This is a genomic window from Ferrimonas futtsuensis DSM 18154 (genome assembly GCF_000422645.1).
Lineage (GTDB): Bacteria > Pseudomonadota > Gammaproteobacteria > Enterobacterales > Shewanellaceae > Ferrimonas > Ferrimonas futtsuensis.
Window position 1 is genome coordinate 272,928 of the sequence record NZ_AUGL01000006.1, and the last position, 19,952, is coordinate 292,879.

The following is a 19,952-nucleotide window of genomic DNA, read 5'->3' on the forward strand; positions in this document are numbered from 1 at the left end:
GTAACGCCATGGGATTCAATACACTGTTGGTGGCCAACCGGGGCGAGATCGCCGCACGTATCCTCTCCAGTGCCAGAGGCCAGGGGTACCGCACCGTGGCGGTCTACTCCGAGGCTGATGCCGACTCGCCGGTGTTGGAATTGGCCGATGAAGCCTACTGCCTGGGCGAAGCACCCGCCGCCGACTCCTACCTCAATGTGGACGCCATCATCAGGGCGGCCCAATGCACCGGAGCCGATGCCATTCACCCCGGCTATGGCTTCCTGTCGGAACAGGCGGAGTTTGCCCGCCGATGCCGTCAGGAGGGGCTCACTTTTATCGGCCCCTCGGCGGAGGTGATCGGCCTGATGGGGGACAAGGCCAGAGCCAAGGCGGCCGCCCTGGAGGCAGGCGTTCCCTGCATTCCGGGGTATCAGGGAGACGATCAGAGTCTGGCCAGATTGACCGACGAAGCCCTGGCCATCGGCCTGCCGGTGATGATCAAGGCCGCCGCCGGCGGGGGCGGCAAAGGGATGAGGCTGGCCCACTCTGAGGAGGAGCTCCCGGGATTGATCGAACTGGCCCGCTCGGAGTCACTAAAAGCATTTGGCTGTGACCGGTTGATCGTGGAGGCCGCCCTCCCCCAGGTGCGTCACATCGAACTACAGATCTTTAGCGACAGCCTTGGCAACCACATCTATCTGGGGGAGCGGGACTGCTCGTTGCAGCGACGTCATCAGAAAGTGATCGAGGAGGCCCCGGCGCCGGGGCTCAGCCAGGCTCTGCGCCGGCGTATGGGCCAGGCGGCGATCGCCCTGGCCCGCTACTGTGGCTATCTGGGCGCAGGCACCGTGGAGTTTCTGGTCACCGACGACGAAGCCTTCTACTTCCTTGAGATGAACACCCGACTCCAGGTGGAACACCCGATCACAGAGATGATCACCGGCCAGGATCTGGTGGCCTGGCAGATCGCCGTGGCCGAAGGTCGGCCCCTGCCTCTGACCCAGCAGCAGCTAACACTGACCGGCTGCGCCGTGGAAGCACGCCTCTATGCTGAGGACCCCAGTCAGGGGTATTTGCCCGCCACCGGAACGATACGCCACTGGGCAGCGCCTTGTGGCACGCATCTGCGGGTGGACCATGCCCTGAAGCAGGGGATGAGCGTCAGCACACATTATGATCCCCTGCTGGCCAAAGTCATCGCCTGGGGCGCCGACCGCGCCACCGCACTAAGGCGGCTGGGCCAAGCCCTGGAGCACACCCAGTTGCTGGGGGTCACCACCAACCAGGGTTACCTGAGCCGACTGCTGGCCGACCCGGTGATTCAAGCCGGCAAAACGGACACCAGCTGGCTGGATCGCCATCCACAGGCCTGCGCCCCTCCGCTGCCGCCACCCTGGCTCTGGGCGCTGGCCTCGGTGATTTTCTGCGGCAACAGCCCCCCCTGTCGATCCCTGAACCTGAGTCTGGACTATGGTAAGGAGAGCAACACCTTATCTCTGCGCCCCCAGGGAGAAGCCACCTGGGTGGGCCTGAACGATGACCGCTTTACCATCAGGGTACTCAGTCGGGGGCCGGGGACACTGGTCTGCCAGATCGACGACCACCGTCGCACCCTGGCGTTCACACAGGAGCCTGACACGGTCACCCTGAGCTGGCAGGGGCAAGGCTTTAGGTTTACCGACCGGACATTGGCAGCCCCCGCCAGCGCCGCGGCGGATGGCGACGGACAGGTTCGGGCCCTGATGGATGGTTGTATCCAATCGGTGTTGGTGCAGGAAGGGGATTGGGTCGAGACGGATCAGCCTCTGTTGACTCTGGAGGCGATGAAGATGGAACTGCCCCTGAACGCCGGGCGCTCGGGCAGAGTCGTGCAACTGGCGGTCAGCGTCGGCGAACAGGTAAAAACCAACCAGTTATTGATCACTATCGAGGATTAGGGAGAAATCATGTTAAATCTGAAAGGAAAAGTCTATGTGATCACCGGAGCCAGCCGGGGCATTGGCCGGGCCATGGCCCTGAAGCTCGCCTCCCATGGTGCCGCCATCGTGGTGGCCGCCAAGTCGGATAAGCCCCACCCCAAGTTGCCCGGAACCATCCACAGCGTGTGCGATGAAATTCTGGCCCTGGGTCAGCAGGCCATCGCCGTTCAACTGGATGTCCGCCAAGAGGCGTCGGTACAACAACTGGCGGAAAGGGTCGACGCGGAGTTTGGCCGCCTCGATGGGCTTATCAACAATGCGGGCGCCATCCGTCTGACCAATGTGGAGCGCACGCCGGTGCGCAAATATGACCTGATGTTTCAGGTCAACAACCGAGCCGTACTGCTGTGTGCTCAGTCCCTGGTGCCGCTGATTCGCAAAAGCGGAGGCGGTCACATCCTGAACCTCTCTCCGCCCATCAACCTGGATCCCAAATGGTTCAAGGACTACGGTCCCTACACCACCACCAAATACGGCATGTCCATGCTGACTTTGGGCATGGCCGAGGAGTTCCGCCAGGACAAGATCGCCGTCAATTCACTGTGGCCCCGAACCACCATCGCCACCGATGCGGTGAAATATGAGGCCGGTGGCGAGCAGCTGTTTCCTGTCAGCCGTACCCCGCAGATCATGGCAGACGCCGCCTACACCATATTGAGCCAGCCTCCAGAGGAACTCACCGGTGAACTGCTGGTCGATGAAGATCTGCTTCGCCGCTTTGGCCAGACCCAGTTTGATCACTACGCCTACCAGGAGGGCGCCACCCAATTTTTCACCGACCTGTTTCTGGATGAGTCATGAGCAGAGAGCAGATAGCCCAAAGTGTGTTCCGTTTCGTCGATAGGCACATCAGTCCCAATCTGGAGCAGTGGGAGCAGCAGGGGCGGTTGCCCAGAGAACTTTATCAGCTAGCCGGCGAGGCCGGCCTGCTGGGACTGGGCTATCCGGAAGAGCTGGGGGGAACGCCCGCCACCGTCGATGAGACCCTGGCTCTGACCCGGGAGTTGATGCGCACCGGCTGCGGCGGCCTGGTGGCTGGCCTGTTGAGTCACAGCATCGCCCTCCCCCCTCTGGTCGCCGGTGGCTCAGAGGAACTCAAGCGTGAGCTGGTGCCCCCGGTGCTCCAGGGCAATCGAATCGCCGCCCTGGCGGTCACCGAACCCGGGGGCGGCAGTGACGTCGCCGCCATCACCACCCGGGCAGAGCTGTGCAGCGATCACTATGTGGTCACCGGCGCCAAAACCTTCATCACCAGTGGGTGTCAGGCGGACCTGTTCACCCTGGCGGTTCGGACCGGCGGCGAAGGTGCGGGCGGCGTGTCGCTGCTGATGGTGGAGGCCGATACGCCCGGGCTCTCCCGCAGCAGCCCGTTGAAGAAGATGGGCTGGCACGCCAGCGACACCGCCGAAATCTACCTGGATCACATTCGGGTTCCGGCAAACAGGCTGGTGGGAGAAGAGGGGCAGGGATTTGCACTGCTGATGGCCAATTTCGTTCGCGAGAGGCTAAACCTGGCGGTGATGGCCAACACCACCTCGGAACTGGCACTGGAGAAAGCCGCCGCCTACGCCAGCATACGCAACACCTTTGGCTCGCCCCTGATCGACAAGGCGGTGATACGCCACAAACTGGCAGAGATGGCCACCCGCCTCGAAGCCAGCATCTGCCTGACCGAAAAAGCGGCACGAAAGATGGACGCCGGAGACAACTGCGCCATGGAGAGCGCCATGGCCAAGAACATGGCCACGGACAGCTGCGATTTCATCACCCATCAGGGGGTGCAGATCCTGGGTGGACTGGGGTACATGCGGGAAGCGGGCATGGAGAGGCTGGCCAGAGACGGCCGGCTGCTCTCCATAGGCGGAGGCACCCGGGAGATCATGAATGAGATCATCGCCAAATGCCTGCTTGAGCAGTAACCCGAAAAGCTACATTAGGGGGGAGACACTGTGGGGGGCCGCGCTCAGCATCAGGGTGGCGTCCCCCAACTGTTCCGGCGTCAGCAACAGCTTGCCATCCACCACTGGTGGCACACTGCCCTTCCCCTTCACCGAAACCTGGGTGCCTTCATCCAGCGTCAGGGTTACCCCTTTAACCTCAGGCTGCAGCCAACCAAAACCCACGCCGGCGTAGGAGCGCATCAACGCGTTCATCTGATCGCGGATCTCCGCCAGCTCGTCTGCGGTGAAGCTCTTCTGCTCCAGCACTTCCGCCTGAATCTGCATGGCGAAATCGCAGTGCTGCTCATTCTCCAGCTCCAGCTGAATCAAGGCAGCGTTTTCACGCAGGTCGCGGTCAAACGGCAGCAGCAGCTGTTGGTCCGGCCCCACCAGCAACGGCAACGCCCGTTCGTGGCGGAGAATGCGACCATCCAGCACCCGACAGGGAGTGCCCTGCTCGCGGTTGTTGAAGTAGAACACCAGCTTAAGCTTGTTGATCTGGGGCTGATACAGCTTGTCCATGCGATCGAAAAAGCCCTTGTAGTCCAGGGTCAGCGCCCCGGCAGAGAATGGCATCGCCAGGCTGGCGGCCAACAACATCCCTGTAATCGGTTTCATTACATATACCTTTTATTGGTTTCCAGCATACTCAACAACTCATCCACGTACGCCTCTTTGCGCTCGGAGTAGCGAATCAGCCCGGGAATCAGGCTGGCTGCGGTCACCTCCATCTGGGCATCACGCAGCTGAGAACGGATCTGACGCAGTTCCTGGTATGCCGGATTGGTGTTGAGATTGTTCAGGTAGGAGCTGACCGACTCCTCGACGGAGTCAAACTTGGCCACCTCATGGTTGCGACCGTCTTCCCGCCCCAGGGGAACCAGGCCACAGCCGGCGCGAAAGCACCACTGACCGAAGAAATTCAGCCCCTCTCGGGCAAACCGGGAACTGCCCCAGCCGGTTTCGTTGGCAGCCTGAACCAGGACCATCTCAACCGGCACGGTATCAACCCGGGCCAGCAGGGGCTCCAGAGTCTCAGTGGAGATCTGGCGCAGCTCATAACCATACTTCTGGGCAATCCGCTCCGCTTTGGCCCCCTGGGCGCCGCTGATGGTCAGCCCTTTATCCAGACGCTGCTTCAGCTGCAACAGAAACTGTCGCTGACCGTTAATTTCCAGATTCACCTGCTCCACCGTCGGACGAAGGTAACTGAAGAAGGCACGCTTCTTCTGTTTTACGTCGGCGATTTCGGCAAAATCCGGCAGGTCACTGACCGGTTTATTGGCCTGAACCGGCAAACTGGCCACCTGGGGTCGCTCCTCCTCGATCTGGGTTTCAATCCAGAGCATGACCAGGGCGACCAGGCCCAGTGCGATAATGACGCCAGCTAAGGGTCTCATAGGGATTCTCCTTAGGCCTCGAAGTGGCCCTTGCCGTCACCGTCGGTGGTCGTGTCGGATTTCACCTCAGACTCGCCATCGGTCACGAACAGGTGTTTGTAGAGCACACCCTTGAGCTGGAAAAAGAAGGGGATCATCCAACACAGTGCCACCAGGGTCACCACCGCCGCCAGCAATTGAGTCATCCCATCGATGGCCTCACCCTGAGCCTGGCCGCCCATCACCATCGCCAGGGGCCAGAATGCGGTCACCAGCCCCAGCACTGCCAGGGAGTAGGCCCCAAAAGCGGGCAACAGATGCTTCAGCATCACCCTGGCGCTGTCGATGATGGCCCGAACCGGGTTGCTGCGGTTCATGACATAGTAGAGGTTTGCCTGGCTGAGCAACACCATCAGGCCCAATCCGAGCATAAAGAACAGGGCGAAGCCCAGTTGGCCAACCATGCCGGTCAGCAAACTGATCAACAACAGGGGGGCTGTCAGAGGGAGGACCCGGAGCATGTCAGACGCGCTGGACGGGCGCCCCAGTGCACGCTGCAGGCCAATAAAAGCCAGGCCCGCTTCCACCGGAGCAGTGATCACCACCATCACCAGTTGAAGCATCATAAAGCCCTCGGAAGCGGAGGCATCTTCTACGCTGATGGTGACCGGCATTCCCATGAGGTTTTCGATGATCCAACGGAACAGAAAGAACACCAGGGCCATAGCAATGCCACTGGCTACGGTGGCGTACAGAAGAGGTCGAATGTCTTGCCGGACCAGGGAAAAGGTCTCACGCAGGACGGAAACTAAATTCAAAGAGTGCATTAAAAACGGGCGTAGCTCGCTAAAAACAACAGGTTAATCCAACATTATACCCGGGAATACACGCCGGCGTAATCCCTGTTACAGCAAAGTTGCAGTCCGTGTCAGCCAGGGTTCAGTAACCCTCCTCAGATCTTCCCGGCAACGCTGCTGTTTCTAAGGGAGTTTATTGCGCAGCGTGATCTGGCGCACATCGTGAGAATGCGCGCAAAATACCTTGGTTTTACAGCGAAAACATTGCTTGGCGTTTTGCCTTTGAACCACTAGAATTCGCCGCCTTAATTTGCTTTTTTAACCAAGCCGCACTGGCGCCTTGAACTGGAATCGCCCATGAGTCACTCCACTCAAGAGACCCTGGTCCGCCTGGACTCTGTTACCAAGTCCTATGACGGCAACAGAACCATCATCGACAACCTGTCCCTGGACATTTTTGACGGCGAGTTCGTCACTCTGCTGGGCCCTTCCGGCTGCGGCAAAACCACCGTGCTGAGACTGATCGCCGGCCTGGAGGAGTGCAGCGTCGGCCGCATCCTTCTGGGAGGGCAGGAGATCACCCACCTGGGTCCCGAGCAGCGTAACGTCAATACCGTATTCCAGAGCTACGCCCTGTTCCCCCATATGACGGTGTTCGACAACGTCGCCTTTGGGCTGCGCACCGCCAAAGTGCCGGAAGCGGAGATCAAACAGCGGGTGATCGACGCCCTGAAGATGGTGCAGCTCGACGCCATGGCGTCGCGTAAGCCGGATCAGCTCTCTGGCGGTCAGCAGCAGCGCATCGCCATCGCCCGGGCGGTGGTCAATCGCCCCAAGGTGCTGCTTCTCGACGAAAGCCTCAGTGCCCTGGACTACAAACTGCGCAAGCAGATGCAGATCGAACTGAAGCAGTTGCAGCGCAAGCTGGGGATCACCTTTATCTTCGTCACCCATGATCAGGAGGAAGCCCTGTCCATGTCAGACCGCATCCTGGTGATGCGCGACGGGGTGGTGGTGCAGACCGGAACCCCCAAAGAGATCTATGAGACACCCGCCAACCGCTTCGTGGCCGAGTTTATCGGCGAGTCCAACCTGTTCCCGGCCAAGGTGCTGGAGCCCATGGATGAGCGTCACTACCGCTGCGACATCAGCGGCAAGACCTATCCTGTATACAGCGAACAGCCTTTGGACGTGGGCAGCATGATCAACGTCCTGCTGCGGCCTGAAGACCTGCGTCTCGAGGAGATCCCGGCCGGCGGTGACAGCCAGTACCTTACCGGCACCGTTACCGAACGCACCTATAAAGGGATGACGCTGGATTCGGTGATCGCCCTGGAGAACGGCCAGCAGATTCAGGTATCCGAGTTCTTTAACGAAGACGACCCCGATGTGGACCATAGCCTGGGCCAGCGGGTCGCCGTGACCTGGGTGCCCAGTTGGGAGGTGGTCCTGCCCTATGACGGCCAGTAACAAGTTCAAGTGGTTCTCCATCGGACTCATCAGCCTGTGGCTGGTGAGCTTCGTACTGGTCCCCAATCTGATGGTGCTGGTCGCCAGTTTCCTCACGTCCGACATTCACGACCTGGTGATCTTCAAGTTCACCTGGGAGAACTACGGTCAGCTGATCGACCCCATCTACGCCAAAGTGGTAGGCTACTCCGTCTATCTTGCCGGCATCACCACACTACTTTGCTTGCTTATCGGCTACCCTGCCGCCTGGTTTATCGCCCAGTTCAGCCCCAGGGTGCGCGGCATTCTGCTGTTTATGGTGATTGTCCCCTTCTGGACCAATTCGCTGATCCGCACCTATGCCATCAAGATCATCCTGGGCACCCGCGGCGTCCTCAACTGGGGCCTGCTGGAGCTGGGGATCATCGACACCCCGATGCGGCTGATGTACACCCAGGCCGCGGTACTCATCGGCATGGTCTACATTCTGCTGCCCTTTATGATTCTGCCTCTGTTCTCCAGCATCGAGAAACTGCCCGGCAGTTACCTCGAAGCGGCACGGGATCTCGGCGCCAGCAAACTGCGCATCTTCCGCACCATAGTGCTGCCTCTGACCCTGCCCGGCATCATCGCCGGCAGTCTGATGGTGTTCCTGCCCGCCATGGGGATGTTCTACATCTCCGATCTGCTGGAGGGGGCGAAAAACCCGCTGATTGGCAACCTGATCAAGGACCAGATCCTGGTGGCCCAGAACTGGCCCTTCGGCGCCTCATTGAGTGTGGCCCTGCTGGCGATGATGGCGGTGATGCTGTTTGTCTACCACAAGGTGGGTCAGATGCTGCGCCGCAAGGAGGAGCTCGATGTCTAAGTTTCTGAAATGGGGCTTCCTTGGCCTGCTGTTTACCTACCTGTACGCCCCCATCGCCGTGCTGGTGGCCAACTCCTTCAATGCCCACAAGTACGGCATCAAGTGGATGGGGCTGACCGGCAAGTGGTATCAGGCGCTGATCGACAACGCCGGCCTGATGGAAGCGGCCCGTCACTCCCTGACCATCGCGGTGTTCTCCGCCACCCTGGCCACCGCCATCGGCACCCTGGCCGCCGTGGCCCTGTTCCGCTACCGCTTCCGCGGCAAGATGGCGCTCAATGGCATGCTGTTTGTGGTGATGACCTCCCCTGACATCGTCATGGCGGTCTCCCTGCTGGCGCTGTTCGTCAGCTTCGGGGTGGCCCTGGGCTTCTGGTCCCTGCTGATGGCCCACATCACCTTCTGCCTGCCCTTCGTGGTGGTGACCGTGTTTGCCCGGTTCAAGGGGTTCGACAACGCCATCTTGGAGGCGGCCCGGGATCTCGGGGCCAGCGAATGGCGCATCTTTCGCAAGATCATCCTGCCACTGGCGGCCCCGGCCATCTTCGCCGGCTGGCTGCTAAGCTTCACCCTGTCTCTGGATGACGTGATCATCAGCTCCTTCGTGACCGGCCCGGCCTATGAAATTCTGCCGCTGAAGATCTATTCCATGGTGAAGGTGGGCGTCTCCCCCGAGGTGAACGCCCTGGCCACCCTGATGCTTATCCTGTCGCTGCTGCTGGTTGCCGCAGCGCAGTTGATACTGAAACGAAAAACGGCGTAAGCTTCGCTTGCGTAATATTTACCAACACCGTTGATTTGAGGAAACAAAAACAATGATCCGCACCCTGGCTAAATCCGCGTCTGCTGCGCTTATCGCCCTGTGCAGCTTCGCCTCCCAGGCGGCCAACGACGTTGTCTACTTCTACAACTGGTCTGAATACATTCCAGAGGGTCTGCTGACCGAATTCGAGAAAGAGACCGGCATCAAGGTGATCTACACCACCTACGACTCCAACGAAGCGATGCACGCCAAGTTGAAGCTGACCGGCGCCAAGGGCTACGACATCGTGGTGCCCTCCACCTATTTCGTTGCCAAGATGCGTGACGAGGGCCTGCTGCAGCCCATCGACCAGTCCAAGCTGTCCAACTTCAAGCACCTGGATCCTGTGATGCTGGACAAGGCTTACGATCCCGGCAACCAGTACTCCATCCCTTACGTTTGGGGCGCCACCGGCATCGGCATCAACACCGATTTCGTCGACCCGGCCACCATTACCGGCTGGAAAGATCTGTGGGATCCCAAGTGGAAAGGTCAGTTGATGCTGATGAACGACCAGCGCGAAGTGTTCCACATGGCCCTGCGCATCCTGGGTTACTCCGCCAACTCCACCGATCCCAAAGAGCTGGAGGAAGCCTATCAGTACCTGAAGAAACTGATGCCCAACGCCCTGGTGTTCAACTCCGACACCCCTTCCCTGCCCTACATGGCCGGTGAAGTATCCCTGGGGATGATCTGGAACGGCTCTGCGTTCGAGGCCAACAAGAACGACCCGGCCATCACCATGATCTACCCCAAGGAAGGCGCCATCTTCTGGATGGACAACCTGTCCATCCCTGCCGGCGCCGAGAACGTGGACGCGGCGCACAAGCTGATCAACTTCCTGCTGCGCCCCGACGTGGCCGCCAAGGTGTGTGAAGAGGTGGGCTACCCCACCCCCAACAAAACCGCCAAGGAGATGCTGGACCCAGCGTTTGCCAACAACCCCATCGTCTACCCACCAGAGGAGGTCATCGAAGCCGGTGAGTTCCAGTCCGATGTGGGCGAAGCGGTGCGTATCTACGACAAGTACTGGCAGAAGCTGCGTACCGGCAACTAAGCCGCTGGCATTCTGCACAAAGCAAACGCCGCTGTTCAGCGGCGTTTTTTATGCCGTTGAGACCATACCTTGACTCGGACGCCTCTGCTTGAGCATCAACAAAATGGCGTATCCGCCCATGGCCGCCAGCAGGTGTTTCAGGGTGTGACCGCTGATCCAGCCTGCTGTAGCTCCAAACACTGCCCCATCGTAGAGCTCGGCAACCTTGGCCAGCAGGTAACAGCCGAAGCACACCAGCAGCAGCCACTGATGGGAATAACCAGACGGGAAAAGAACAACAACCAGGGGGATGATCAGCACAGGCATCAACTGAACCCAGACATAGAGCCAGAGATCCTCTCGCCAATACCAGTAGCTCACGGACGCCAGACCCAAAACCAGTGCAGGCACCAGTAAAGTAGCCACACGGGCATGCAGATGCTCACTCAGCAGGGCCACCAGCACCCCCATAAACCCCAAGGCCATGGGCAATCGGTCCCAAACCAGGGTGGCGTCACTGGGACGCCAGTGATAATAAGCGGATCCCAAGCCAACCAGCACCAGGCTGACAAACACAGCCGGCCAGGCCCCCCGGCACGCTTCGAGCCGACCTCTGACGAAATGAATCACGCCCAGGACGCCGACCAGGGAAAAAGCCAGGCTGGACAGCACATCCAGCCCATTGGGTATGCCCAGCACCTCTCTGGTATCGGCGAAGTCATGATAAGACGGGTCCTGCTGAATCGGCGCCAGTCCCACCAACAGCACAAAGGGGACCAGCATCACGGCGGCCAATACCCCAAGTCGCCATGGCTGATGCTGTTTACCCAGCCGGGTCGGCTCTGTCGTTGCCATAACACCTCTGTTGTTGCCAACGGCTGACCCGATAAGTATAGAGTTCGGCGCCCCCTACTCCTCCAGATGCTGCTTGCGGGGCAGTTGATGAATCAGCCAGTAGGCGACGCTCATGCCCAGCACCACCACACCGATGGCGAACACGTACATGACGTCGGTCTGCTCCATATCGATGATGATTACCTTACGTGCGATGGCCATCAGCGCCGTGGCCATGACGATCTTCACGTGTATCACGTTCTCCCTCAGGTAGATGGTGATGTTGATGAAGATCTCTATGGCAATAAGCACCGCCATAAAGGCGCCGAAGGTGGCCAGCATGTCTGAGATGGTCAGGATGAAATAAGGCGGCGCCATCAGCTTCTCATACAAAGTCCAGCCAACGTCGATCACCCCCATGACAATCACAAACACCATCAGAATCGACAGGGCTCGCACCGACCAATGGATGATCCGTTGCAGTTCAAACTGCATCCTGTCCTGGGGATCGATCTGCATCTGCATCTCCTGTTACTCCAACACCGGAGAGTGGAACCCCTCAGGCTTGATGGTGAGCACCGAGCAACGCACGTTGTCCAGCATCCGTTCGGCGGTATTGCCCATGATGAAACCGGAGAGGTTGCTGCGGCACAAGGTGCCCATCACCAGAAGCTCCACCTTCTCCCGCTCCACCAGGCTGGGGATCTGGCTTTGGGCATCCCCCTCAGGCAGCGCCAGGCTTACCTTGTTAAGGCTCAGGCCCAGTCGCTCCGTCAGCGCCTCCAGCCTCAGACGTCTTTGGTACTCCTCCTCCTGAGCCACCTTGGCGATCTCAGTGTCGTTGTACCTGGCCCAGCTTCTCAGGTAACCCTCCGCATCCAGCTTCCAGGCGTGGCAAATACGAAGTTCGGCGTCATAGTGCTCCGCCAGCTCCTTGGCCTTGGAGATGATGCGCTCATTCAGATGCACCACCTCAAGATCGCTGCTGACCACATCCACAGCCGCGGCAATGCGCCTGACACCCTGACACAGGCAGGGCCTGGCCACCCACACTGGCACATCCGATTTACGCATCAGGTGTCGGGTGGTACTGCCGTACTGGCAGGTCGACGCTTTGTGACTGCGAGAGGCATCCAGACCAATGACACTGGCATTGATGCTGGACGCATACTTGATGATTTCGATGAAAGGCTTACCGCTGAGCACCTCAATGTGTACCCGAAGCTTGGGGTGCTTGTCGGTCAGGGAACTGGCGATATCGATCAACTGTTTTCGCTGCTCCTCGATGGAGCGCTTAAGCAGATCCAGCAGTGAGATGTTGCCAACACCCAGCATCTGGAACTGTTCAACCACCGACAGCAGCCGGACTGGGGCGCCGGTCTTGTCGGCAAAGGACACCAGCTCATCCAGCGCGGGGCTGGGGGTCTGGCCAGGGGCGATGGGGATAAGAATGTTGGTTCGTGCCATGGTTCTCTCCAGGTTGCGCCTAACTGGAGGTCACTATGCACCGGCTCAAGCATTATCTAAACTAAATGTTTTACATGCTGAGCATAGGCTTTTATCAATGCCAAAACTGGAACTGAGTAAACAGTTGATGATTCGCGGCGTCAGCCTGCGTCAACTGCAGGTGTTTTTGGCGGTGTACCAGCACCACTCCATCACCGAGGCCGCCAAGGGCCTGCATCTGACCCAGCCCACGGTCTCCATTCAGCTGAAGAAGCTCAGCGAACAGCTGAGAACCCCTCTGTATCAGGTACATCACAAGAAGATGGTATTCACCGAAAGTGCGGCCATCCTCGCCAATTATGCCAGTGAAATGCTGCGAAATGCCGAATTGCTGGAGATGGAGCTGGCCAACCTGAGGGAGCTGAAATCCGGCACACTGAAAATTGCCGTGGTCACCACAGCCCAGTATTTCATTCCCCACATCGTCGGGCCCTTTCTGCGGCAACACCCCTTCGTGGATATGCAGTTGACCGTGGTGAACCGCCAGCAGATTCTTGAGCGTCTCAACCGCGGGCTGGACGACATCTATGTGGTCAGTCACCTGCCCGAGTCTCCGCCCATTCACAGCCAGGAGTTTCTGGAAAACCCGCTCTATCTGGTGGCCGAAGCCCATCACCCCTTGATGGCGCACCCAAATTTGAAGCTCAATGACATCGCCAATGAGCCCTTTATCCTGCGGGAACCCGGCTCCGGCACACGCCTGGCGTTGGAAAAAAACCTCAGGGAACTGGGTGTCCAGCTCAACATACGGATGGTGATAGAGAGCAATGAAGCGATCCGCGAGTGTGTGGCGGCGGGACTGGGGGTGTCCATCCTGTCTGAGCATGCGCTCAAACTGGGGAGCGACGACAGGCTAAAGATCCTGCCGGTCAAAGAGCTGCCCATAGTCACCCACTGGCACTTCGTCTGGCCACAACACAGAAACACTTCCATCGTGGCCCGCGCCTTTATCGACTACCTGGGCAATGACTATCTGGCCCCCCACTCCCAGCTCAGCGCTTCGTCACCTTAAGTTACGCCTTCCTCGCTTTCCCAAATCCGTAGTTATGATGGGCCAAGGCGGTGCCCAGAGCACTCGTCAGGCAAAGATAGGGAATCCAGAGCAGCGCGATGCCATTGAGCACATCCGGTTCGGTCAAAACCAGCAGATTGAACATGAACAGCGCGCATGACGCCCCCATGCCAATCAAATAGGCGATTCGGGTTTTGATGAACGCCCCCGCCAGGCCACCAGACACCATGCAAACTGCAGCCAGTATCAGGGCTGTTACTGGCATAGCGAAAGGCAGCATAAAAGACAGAACGAGTAACGAATCCATGTTGGCTCCCAAAACGGTGGCAACCGCCTCCACTCAACGGCCTTAAGTCCAACATAGAGTGATATCGATTCCTCGGCCAGTCCTGGCGAACCCCGAGCTAACCAAACAACCCGGGCGCCAGTTCCATGACCTTGGCCTGAATCCCCTGCTTCAGTGCCAGGGGCGCACGCGCCGGGTGGCCCACCTGAAATGGCGGCGCCGGGTCGTATTCCAGCAGCAGTTCCATGGCCGCGCCCTGCTGCTTTCCCGCAATCTCCCCTATCAGGTAGAGGGCAAAATCCAGCCCGGCAGTAATCCCGCCGCCACTGATGCGATCTCGGTCGTGGACGATGCGTCGGGACTCAAAGGTGACATTGGGAAACGCTTTTAGGGCGTCGGCATAGGCCCAGTGAATGGCCGTCCGGTAGCCATCCAGCAAACCGGTTTGGGCCAGGATCAGGGCGCCGGTGCACACCGAGGTGACGTACTTAGCCGCTCGCCCTGACCGGCGCAAAAAGTCGACCACCTCCTCATCCTGCATCTGGTCCGATGGATTGGCACCACCTGGCACAATCAGAACATCTATGGGCGGGGTGTCGGCAAACCCGTAATTTGGCAGCAGACTGACATTGGCGTCACTGGGCAGCGGGCTGGGGGTCTTGGCAAAGGTGAAAACGTTAAACAGGCCGCTGACCGCCAAGACCTGCAGAGGGGCGTAGGCGTCCATCATGGTCATGCCTGGGAACAGGAAAATCCCGATATTGAGCTTGCCTTGTTCCAGGGGGGTGGCGAGTCCGCCATCGCCGACAGAGTGTGAGCTAGTGTTCATGGTGATCTCCGCTAACTGATGTGCTGCGAACTATGACACTGAGCCCTAACCGCCAATAGAGACCCTCACCGGACAAAGTTCCAAACGGGACTATCTGCCCAATTCGTTCCATTTGGCGCACACAGCGCCAGCGCACCCTTGCCATGCAAGAGGGACGCGTTACCCTAAGGCCATCTGCCATCACCCACGTCCATCGATGAATACCAGAGTCAATCGCAGTAAAAAACGCATCATGCAGGCCTTTCAGACTCTTCTGAACGACAAGGACTACTGTGACATCACCGTCACCGAGATCATTGAGCAGGCGGATGTGGGCAAGACCACCTTCTATCGCCACTATGAGCGAAAGCTGGATATCTTCTATGAGTTGCACCGCCTCTTTTTCGCCAGGCTGCTCTCCAGCTACGACCAGGCTGAACAGTGGCTGAGTCCGGTTCCCAGTGATGCGGTGGTGAGGCTGCTTGCCTTTTTCAGCAACGAAAGCGGCTTCCGGCGCTCCCTAACCTACAAGCTGGGTAACGACTGGAGCCAGGCCAGTCGACAGTTAAAGCAGGACTTGGCTGCGCAGATTGAAACTCAGTTAACCGAGGTGTTCGGTGCAGAGCGCTTTGATATGGCGCTGACGGATCTCTCCGGCGCCCTGGCCGCCCTGTTTATCGAGTTCATCGGCCAGGCCGTCAATGGCCCCAAACAGACTGGCATGGAGGAGAAAGCCGCCAATCTGCAACGGCTTATCCGGGCCCAGGTGACGGCGGCGCTCAACCCCTAATGGGGCAACGCAAGCCTGGCCATCAGTGGCTGTGCCCCTGCCCGAGGTTAACCACCACCACGCCGGCAACGATGAACCCCATCCCCAGCCAGGTCATAAAGTCCAGATGCTGCCGGTACAGCAAAATGGAAAGCAGGTTGACCCCAACAATGGCCATGCCGGCCCACAGGGCATGCACGACCCCGACCGGCATCCCCTTCATGGCGTAAGCCAGAAACAGAAACGCCGACAGGTGCCCCAACAGCACCACGGCGATGGCGCCAGGTTTGCTGAAGCCATCGGTGGCCTTCAAAACCACATGAGACACCGCCTCGGCGGCCACGCCCATCAACAAAAACACCCAGTACATCGTTGCGCCCACTACCTTGAATATCGTGGTGCGCAGTGTATTACCCTGGCTGAATTTGATAATCCCGCCACAACGCAAATCTCTATTGCTTACAGGTAACAAACAAAGGCTGGCCTATCTCGTGCTGCGGCATTCCCCGCCAGCGGCTTATAGGTCTTGCCGTTCAGTTTACGTAGGTCGACGCCCTATCCTTTTGAGGCTACTCATCTCACCGACTAACCGCACTTGTTTCAACTGCCAGAGTAAGGCCCCGGCAAACAGGCCTTTGGTCATTAACACCGGGCCATGGGTTCATTTGGTGTTGAAAAGAATAATGAACCGGCGTATATTTATGACCCATTACACTTTGTGAGCCAACTTTGAGATACCATGACCGTCTATCTCTACACGCGCTTCTCCCCCAAAAACCGTGCCTATCAGGAACACCTGGACGCACTGGCCGCGGCCCACCCGGGCGCCGAACATCGGGTCGACGAAGTCAAAGGCTTCGTGCCCCCTTTCGAGCGGCCACAGTTTAGTGATCTGTTCAAGCGGCTTAAGAGCGGCGATACCCTGGCCATCTGGTGGCTGACCGTCTTTGGCCGCGACTTCTGTCAGGTACTGAGCACAGTCAACCGGTTGCTGGAGAAAGGCGTCACCCTGGAACTGCATTGTCAGCCCCTGCGCTTCGAACCCGGCAGCCAGCAAACTCAAACGCTATTGGCGCTGTTGACCGGCTATGACCAGGTGCAGACCCAACACAGGCTGTTTGCCGCCAAGCAGGCGCGCACCGCCATCAAGGAGGAGCCCGAGCTGTGGCAGCAGAAGTTTCGCGGCCGCCCCGCCGACAAGGCGAAACATCAGGCCATCGCGGCCCTGCTGCTGGAAGGCCACACCCTGCAGAGCGTGGCGAAACAGTGCGATGTCAGCCTGTCGACCGTCAAACGGGTGAAAGCCAAACTGAGCGGCATCGACGATGACGGCGGCCTGAGACGGCGTGGTAAATCTCCCCAATAAACCGGAGACCGATATTGAGACAACCCTTTAAGTTCAGAACCATTCTCCTCGCCTGCCTGATCATCAGCGTCGGCCAACTCAGCATGGGCCTGGTGTTTCCCTCCCTGCCCTGGATAGCCAAAGACTTCGACGTTTCGCTGGAGCAGGCCCAACTGCTGGTCAGCTTCTACCTGCTGGGCTTTGGCCCGTCGCAGTTCCTCTACGGCCCCATCTCCGACGCCTTGGGCCGCAAGAAAGTGCTGCTCACCGGGCTGTTTATCGCCATACTCGGCCTGCTGATCATCGTCTTTTTCGGCCACTCCTTCAGCGCCATGCTAGCGGGACGACTGCTGCAGGGCCTGGGCACCGGTTGCTGTGCGGTGCTGGCCCGAGCCACCACCACCGACCGCTTCGATGCCGAGCAGTTGCCTGTGGCCCTCTCCTACATCGCCATGGTGGCGTCCATTACCCCATTGATCGCGCCGGTATTGGGCGGCTTCATCAACGCTCATTTCGGCTGGAGCATGGTGTTCATCTCCCTGCTCGGCTATGTGTCCCTGGCCTGGGCCATCGTGGCGCTGAGGTTCACCGAAACGGTGGAGCAGCGCTCGGCGGTTCCCTCCGCCAACACCATGATGAAACAATACCGTGAGCTGCTGGGTTCCCGCTATTTCATGAGCTTTGCCAGCATCGGCTGGCTTAACTTCAGCATGATGATCACCACGGTGTCCATCATGCCCTTCATCATGCAAAACCAGATTGGCATGCACTCGGATGAGTACGCCATGTGGGCGTTGATCCCGGCATTGGGGATGCTGGCGGGCACCAGTCTGTGCAATCGGCTGCGTCCGGTCATCGGCACCCGCAGAATGCTGATGTGGGGCCCGGCCCTGCACGGCATAGCGGCCATCTGGCTGTTCTTCTGCCCGGTGGAACCCCTGTACCTGATGCTGGGGCAATTTCTGATGATCCTGGGTAACGGCATCTCCTTCCCCTGTGCCCAGGCGATGGTGATGCAGCCCTACCGCCACCAGGCCGGCACCGCCGCCGCCCTGTCCGGAGGCGGTCAGATGGTGATCTCCTCCATCGTCAGTCTGACGCTGGTGCAGATGGGCCTCAGTCAGGCCTGGCACCTGTCACTGGTGATGGTGGCGTTTGCCGGCATTAACCTGCTCAACATTCGCCGCGGCTTTACCACCCCGGCAGCTCAAATGACCTCCGACAGCGCCCTGGAGAAAAGCTGACGACCCTTTAGCAGACTCAGGTTATGTCGGCCGCCGGTCCGTCCGGCGGCGATTGAGGCCCTTCAGTAATCCAGGCTCTCTTTGGTGAACGGGTGCTCGGGTACCCGGCCCAGAATCCGCTGCAGTATGTCGTTCATGGTGTTGGGATCATTGTCGAAGCCGCCATGGCTGGTGCTGGCGCTGCGCCCCGCTGAACGGCCCTGGCTGATGACAAACTCAACCCTGTCGCTCTCAAGCTCAAGTTCGCCCATGTATCGGGTCATGCCGAGCAGTTTGGCGCACTGAACGGGTTCGAAGGCCCGTGACACCAGATACAGCAAGGACTTTCGGTACACCAGGGCCACGTTGTCATCCAGTTCCAGTTGTTCACTGAGGTTGTACACCGTCAGTTCCCGGATCTTCTCCCGGTTCACCAGGGGCATCAGGTTCTGCTTGAACAACGCCTGGGTCGCCGCCGGCGCCATCAGGCTGCAACTGGCGATCTCCAGCTCGTCAGACAACTGACAAAGCCGCGGCAACAGATGGCTGTGGAGTATCGCCCCGGTGGAGTGACCGATGACATGAATCTTGGGGCGTACCGGCAGTTGATTGATGTACTGCAGTAGCGTCGCAACTGCGCTGCTGCCATCGGCCTCATCGTCAATGAAGGGAGCGAACGCACCGGCTTTCATCTCCCGCCACAGCGCCCGCCCTGGGCGGCGCGTCAGCCGTTCGATGCGCTTATCCAGCCAGTCGCTGAACCCTGAGGCCACCTTGTCTGTACGCGCCTGTTTGCCCAGCACCACATCCTTGATCTCCTCCATCAGGCCGGTGTCGTACATGAAATGGATGGGATAGATGCCGTTGGCCATCCAGGTGCGCTGCATCGCCGCCACCCGCCGGGCAGAGGCCTTGGTGCTGTTCAAACCTCCGTGGGCGTACAGCAGCAGATGGGGCTGCTGGCTGCGGCGCAGCGACTGGCCGATGAGCTCCACATGGTTGGCGTTGCTCCAATAGCGGCCCTCCTGGTCGTAGCTGCCATCGTCGAAGTGAATAAAGTGATTTTCAATCTCCTGTCTGGCCACGCTGCCCAGAGCAGCTCGACTGTCCGCCCGGGCGCTGGTGCCCGTCTGGTTGCGCAAGCCGAACAGCTGAGGCGTCGCCAAGGCAAGCTGCACCACCCAGGCATCCATCAGGTTTTGGGCCCAGTCCTCATACTTCCACAGGGCAAGACCGCCCTGGCCCCAGCCCGTCTCGCCCCAGGAGTTCTGAATCCAGAACCCCTTGGCGTTATAACCGACGATGGCAAAGGCGTGGCCGCCGGATTGTGTGAGATCGCCGTCCGGTATCACCATCTCATCGTCGTCATCCCGCACCGGAGTGAGCCAGCCTGGGTGGACCCGGGCAGAGGCGAAGATCACCCCAATCTCGTTCAGGGCCGCATGGAAATCGCTGATGACCGGTCTCAGCCGATAGTAGGCACCCAGAGTGCGTTTGCGGGCGTCCTCCAGCATGGCCGCATCAAACTGATAGCGGTCAAAGTCAGGGCCCTGTGTGCCCGTCATATTGATGTCCAGCTCTTCGAGACACACCCCGGAGTTCTTCCAACCCTTGATGGCCCCTCTGCAGCTTGAGCCCAGGTAATCCTCGCCCGGCCAGCGGTCGAATCGCCGGGCCAGGTGATAGAGCATGGCGGGGCTGACCCTGTCGCTCTTCTGTTGCTGGCGATAAAGCAGATTGATGGTGGACGCCAGGCCATAGCCGGTGCAGGCGCCCTCCTCCGCCTGATCCAGAATGGTCAGCCCACGAGGCGGCGGCATCACCGGTTTGATGGGTTGCAAGCTGGGTTCGTAGTAGCGATCGCGCAAGTCCGGCGCATCGGCGATGGCATTGAGAATAGGGTGTTGTGTTGACATAGACAGGGCTCCAATCCTTGG

21 protein-coding genes are annotated in these 19,952 nt (G+C 59.3%); 11 read left to right on the forward strand and 10 right to left on the reverse strand.

Going from position 1 to position 19,952, the window contains the following annotated elements; translation table 11 throughout:
* Window positions 1-8 precede the first annotated feature (8 nt).
* The 3 genes from G505_RS0104930 to G505_RS0104940 are packed head-to-tail and all read left to right on the forward strand — an operon-like array spanning window position 9 to window position 3,880.
* Entirely contained in the window at window positions 9-1,919 is a 1,911-nt protein-coding gene (locus G505_RS0104930) for an acetyl/propionyl/methylcrotonyl-CoA carboxylase subunit alpha (RefSeq protein WP_028108565.1), read from the forward strand.
* A 9-nt stretch (window positions 1,920-1,928) separates the two neighbouring features.
* Window positions 1,929-2,762, forward strand: coding sequence for an SDR family oxidoreductase (locus G505_RS0104935; RefSeq protein WP_028108566.1), 834 nt, complete (start codon window positions 1,929-1,931; stop codon window positions 2,760-2,762).
* Window positions 2,759-3,880 (forward strand): acyl-CoA dehydrogenase family protein, encoded by a 1,122-nt coding sequence (locus G505_RS0104940; protein ID WP_028108567.1) that lies wholly within the window; start codon window positions 2,759-2,761, stop codon window positions 3,878-3,880. Before G505_RS0104935 ends, G505_RS0104940 begins: the two co-directional genes overlap by 4 nt.
* A gap of 9 nt (window positions 3,881-3,889) precedes the next feature.
* On the opposite strand, the gene G505_RS0104945 is transcribed toward G505_RS0104940, so the two are convergent.
* Genes G505_RS0104945 through G505_RS0104955 form a run of 3 tightly spaced genes read right to left on the reverse strand, consistent with a single transcriptional unit; the run spans window position 3,890 to window position 6,098 of the window.
* Complete coding sequence (locus tag G505_RS0104945; RefSeq protein ID WP_028108568.1) at window positions 3,890-4,519, reverse strand: DUF2987 domain-containing protein; 630 nt, start codon at window positions 4,517-4,519, stop codon at window positions 3,890-3,892.
* Complete coding sequence (locus G505_RS0104950) at window positions 4,519-5,301, reverse strand: glucosaminidase domain-containing protein (protein ID WP_035385081.1); 783 nt, start codon at window positions 5,299-5,301, stop codon at window positions 4,519-4,521. The genes G505_RS0104945 and G505_RS0104950 overlap by 1 nt, the downstream gene beginning before the upstream one ends.
* 11 nt (window positions 5,302-5,312) lie before the next feature.
* Window positions 5,313-6,098 carry a hypothetical protein gene (locus tag G505_RS0104955; RefSeq protein WP_157509046.1) on the reverse strand — a complete coding sequence of 262 codons (786 nt, stop codon included), beginning with the start codon at window positions 6,096-6,098 and terminating at the stop codon, window positions 5,313-5,315.
* 336 nt (window positions 6,099-6,434) lie between these two features.
* On the opposite strand from G505_RS0104955, the gene potA reads away from it, so the two are divergent.
* Genes potA through G505_RS0104975 form a run of 4 tightly spaced genes read left to right on the forward strand, consistent with a single transcriptional unit; the run spans window position 6,435 to window position 10,253 of the window.
* Window positions 6,435-7,547 carry a spermidine/putrescine ABC transporter ATP-binding protein PotA gene (gene potA / locus G505_RS0104960; RefSeq protein WP_028108571.1) on the forward strand — a complete coding sequence of 371 codons (1,113 nt, stop codon included), beginning with the start codon at window positions 6,435-6,437 and terminating at the stop codon, window positions 7,545-7,547.
* The gene (potB, locus tag G505_RS0104965) at window positions 7,534-8,394 is read left to right on the forward strand and encodes a spermidine/putrescine ABC transporter permease PotB (protein WP_028108572.1); all 861 of its coding nucleotides are present in this window, start codon (window positions 7,534-7,536) and stop codon (window positions 8,392-8,394) included. Before potA ends, potB begins: the two co-directional genes overlap by 14 nt.
* On the forward strand, window positions 8,387-9,157 hold the full coding sequence (gene potC / locus G505_RS0104970; protein WP_028108573.1) for a spermidine/putrescine ABC transporter permease PotC: 771 nt from the start codon (window positions 8,387-8,389) through the stop codon (window positions 9,155-9,157). The genes potB and potC overlap by 8 nt, the downstream gene beginning before the upstream one ends.
* Before the next feature lie 52 nt (window positions 9,158-9,209).
* Entirely contained in the window at window positions 9,210-10,253 is a 1,044-nt protein-coding gene (locus G505_RS0104975; protein WP_028108574.1) for an extracellular solute-binding protein, read from the forward strand.
* Between the two features lie 48 nt (window positions 10,254-10,301).
* Here the strand turns inward: G505_RS0104975 and G505_RS0104980 are convergent, their stop codons facing one another.
* The 3 genes from G505_RS0104980 to G505_RS0104990 are packed head-to-tail and all read right to left on the reverse strand — an operon-like array spanning window position 10,302 to window position 12,533.
* Complete coding sequence (locus G505_RS0104980; protein ID WP_084643842.1) at window positions 10,302-11,087, reverse strand: hypothetical protein; 786 nt, start codon at window positions 11,085-11,087, stop codon at window positions 10,302-10,304.
* A gap of 54 nt (window positions 11,088-11,141) precedes the next feature.
* On the reverse strand, window positions 11,142-11,585 hold the full coding sequence (locus tag G505_RS0104985) for a phosphate-starvation-inducible PsiE family protein (RefSeq protein ID WP_028108576.1): 444 nt from the start codon (window positions 11,583-11,585) through the stop codon (window positions 11,142-11,144).
* Between the two features lie 12 nt (window positions 11,586-11,597).
* Window positions 11,598-12,533: a universal stress protein gene (locus tag G505_RS0104990; RefSeq protein ID WP_028108577.1), complete on the reverse strand. Its 936-nt coding sequence runs from the start codon at window positions 12,531-12,533 to the stop codon at window positions 11,598-11,600.
* A gap of 97 nt (window positions 12,534-12,630) precedes the next feature.
* Here G505_RS0104990 and G505_RS0104995 point away from each other — a divergent pair, with 97 nt between their 5' ends.
* Window positions 12,631-13,584: a LysR family transcriptional regulator gene (locus tag G505_RS0104995; protein WP_051215901.1), complete on the forward strand. Its 954-nt coding sequence runs from the start codon at window positions 12,631-12,633 to the stop codon at window positions 13,582-13,584.
* A 1-nt stretch (window position 13,585) separates the two neighbouring features.
* On the opposite strand, the gene G505_RS0105000 is transcribed toward G505_RS0104995, so the two are convergent.
* A complete protein-coding gene (locus tag G505_RS0105000) occupies window positions 13,586-13,891 on the reverse strand; it encodes a hypothetical protein (protein ID WP_028108579.1) in 306 nt (101 codons plus the stop codon).
* Between the two features lie 97 nt (window positions 13,892-13,988).
* Window positions 13,989-14,699 (reverse strand): DJ-1/PfpI family protein, encoded by a 711-nt coding sequence (locus tag G505_RS20610; protein WP_051215902.1) that lies wholly within the window; start codon window positions 14,697-14,699, stop codon window positions 13,989-13,991.
* 196 nt (window positions 14,700-14,895) lie between these two features.
* On the opposite strand from G505_RS20610, the gene G505_RS22330 reads away from it, so the two are divergent.
* A complete protein-coding gene (locus G505_RS22330; protein ID WP_051215903.1) occupies window positions 14,896-15,468 on the forward strand; it encodes a TetR/AcrR family transcriptional regulator in 573 nt (190 codons plus the stop codon).
* A 22-nt stretch (window positions 15,469-15,490) separates the two neighbouring features.
* Here G505_RS22330 and G505_RS0105015 read toward each other — a convergent pair whose 3' ends face one another.
* The gene (locus tag G505_RS0105015) at window positions 15,491-15,817 is read right to left on the reverse strand and encodes a DMT family transporter (RefSeq protein ID WP_028108580.1); all 327 of its coding nucleotides are present in this window, start codon (window positions 15,815-15,817) and stop codon (window positions 15,491-15,493) included.
* Between the two features lie 369 nt (window positions 15,818-16,186).
* Here G505_RS0105015 and G505_RS0105020 point away from each other — a divergent pair, with 369 nt between their 5' ends.
* The gene (locus tag G505_RS0105020) at window positions 16,187-16,813 is read left to right on the forward strand and encodes a recombinase family protein (protein ID WP_028108581.1); all 627 of its coding nucleotides are present in this window, start codon (window positions 16,187-16,189) and stop codon (window positions 16,811-16,813) included.
* A gap of 14 nt (window positions 16,814-16,827) precedes the next feature.
* A complete protein-coding gene (locus tag G505_RS0105025; RefSeq protein WP_028108582.1) occupies window positions 16,828-18,036 on the forward strand; it encodes a multidrug effflux MFS transporter in 1,209 nt (402 codons plus the stop codon).
* Window positions 18,037-18,098: 62 nt separating this feature from the next.
* On the opposite strand, the gene G505_RS0105030 is transcribed toward G505_RS0105025, so the two are convergent.
* Window positions 18,099-19,931, reverse strand: coding sequence for a C1 family peptidase (locus G505_RS0105030; protein WP_035385082.1), 1,833 nt, complete (start codon window positions 19,929-19,931; stop codon window positions 18,099-18,101).
* Window positions 19,932-19,952 lie beyond the last annotated feature (21 nt).

Bases quoted from the DNA above. Each gene is read 5' to 3' on its own strand.
- G505_RS20610 (WP_051215902.1), bottom strand. From the start codon at position 14,699: ATGAACACTAGCTCACACTCTGTCGGCGATGGCGGACTCGCCACCCCC.
- G505_RS0104975 (WP_028108574.1), top strand. From the start codon at position 9,210: ATGATCCGCACCCTGGCTAAATCCGCGTCTGCTGCGCTTATCGCCCTG.
- G505_RS0104935 (WP_028108566.1), top strand. From the start codon at position 1,929: ATGTTAAATCTGAAAGGAAAAGTCTATGTGATCACCGGAGCCAGCCGG.
- potC (WP_028108573.1), top strand. From the start codon at position 8,387: ATGTCTAAGTTTCTGAAATGGGGCTTCCTTGGCCTGCTGTTTACCTAC.
- G505_RS0104940 (WP_028108567.1), top strand. From the start codon at position 2,759: ATGAGCAGAGAGCAGATAGCCCAAAGTGTGTTCCGTTTCGTCGATAGG.
- G505_RS0104980 (WP_084643842.1), bottom strand. From the start codon at position 11,087: ATGGCAACGACAGAGCCGACCCGGCTGGGTAAACAGCATCAGCCATGG.
- G505_RS0105020 (WP_028108581.1), top strand. From the start codon at position 16,187: ATGACCGTCTATCTCTACACGCGCTTCTCCCCCAAAAACCGTGCCTAT.
- G505_RS0104930 (WP_028108565.1), top strand. From the start codon at position 9: ATGGGATTCAATACACTGTTGGTGGCCAACCGGGGCGAGATCGCCGCA.
- G505_RS0104990 (WP_028108577.1), bottom strand. From the start codon at position 12,533: ATGGCACGAACCAACATTCTTATCCCCATCGCCCCTGGCCAGACCCCC.
- G505_RS0105000 (WP_028108579.1), bottom strand. From the start codon at position 13,891: ATGGATTCGTTACTCGTTCTGTCTTTTATGCTGCCTTTCGCTATGCCA.
- G505_RS0104950 (WP_035385081.1), bottom strand. From the start codon at position 5,301: ATGAGACCCTTAGCTGGCGTCATTATCGCACTGGGCCTGGTCGCCCTG.
- potA (WP_028108571.1), top strand. From the start codon at position 6,435: ATGAGTCACTCCACTCAAGAGACCCTGGTCCGCCTGGACTCTGTTACC.
- G505_RS0105030 (WP_035385082.1), bottom strand. From the start codon at position 19,931: ATGTCAACACAACACCCTATTCTCAATGCCATCGCCGATGCGCCGGAC.
- G505_RS0104985 (WP_028108576.1), bottom strand. From the start codon at position 11,585: ATGCAGATCGATCCCCAGGACAGGATGCAGTTTGAACTGCAACGGATC.
- G505_RS0104945 (WP_028108568.1), bottom strand. From the start codon at position 4,519: ATGAAACCGATTACAGGGATGTTGTTGGCCGCCAGCCTGGCGATGCCA.
- potB (WP_028108572.1), top strand. From the start codon at position 7,534: ATGACGGCCAGTAACAAGTTCAAGTGGTTCTCCATCGGACTCATCAGC.
- G505_RS0104995 (WP_051215901.1), top strand. From the start codon at position 12,631: ATGCCAAAACTGGAACTGAGTAAACAGTTGATGATTCGCGGCGTCAGC.
- G505_RS22330 (WP_051215903.1), top strand. From the start codon at position 14,896: ATGAATACCAGAGTCAATCGCAGTAAAAAACGCATCATGCAGGCCTTT.
- G505_RS0105015 (WP_028108580.1), bottom strand. From the start codon at position 15,817: ATGTACTGGGTGTTTTTGTTGATGGGCGTGGCCGCCGAGGCGGTGTCT.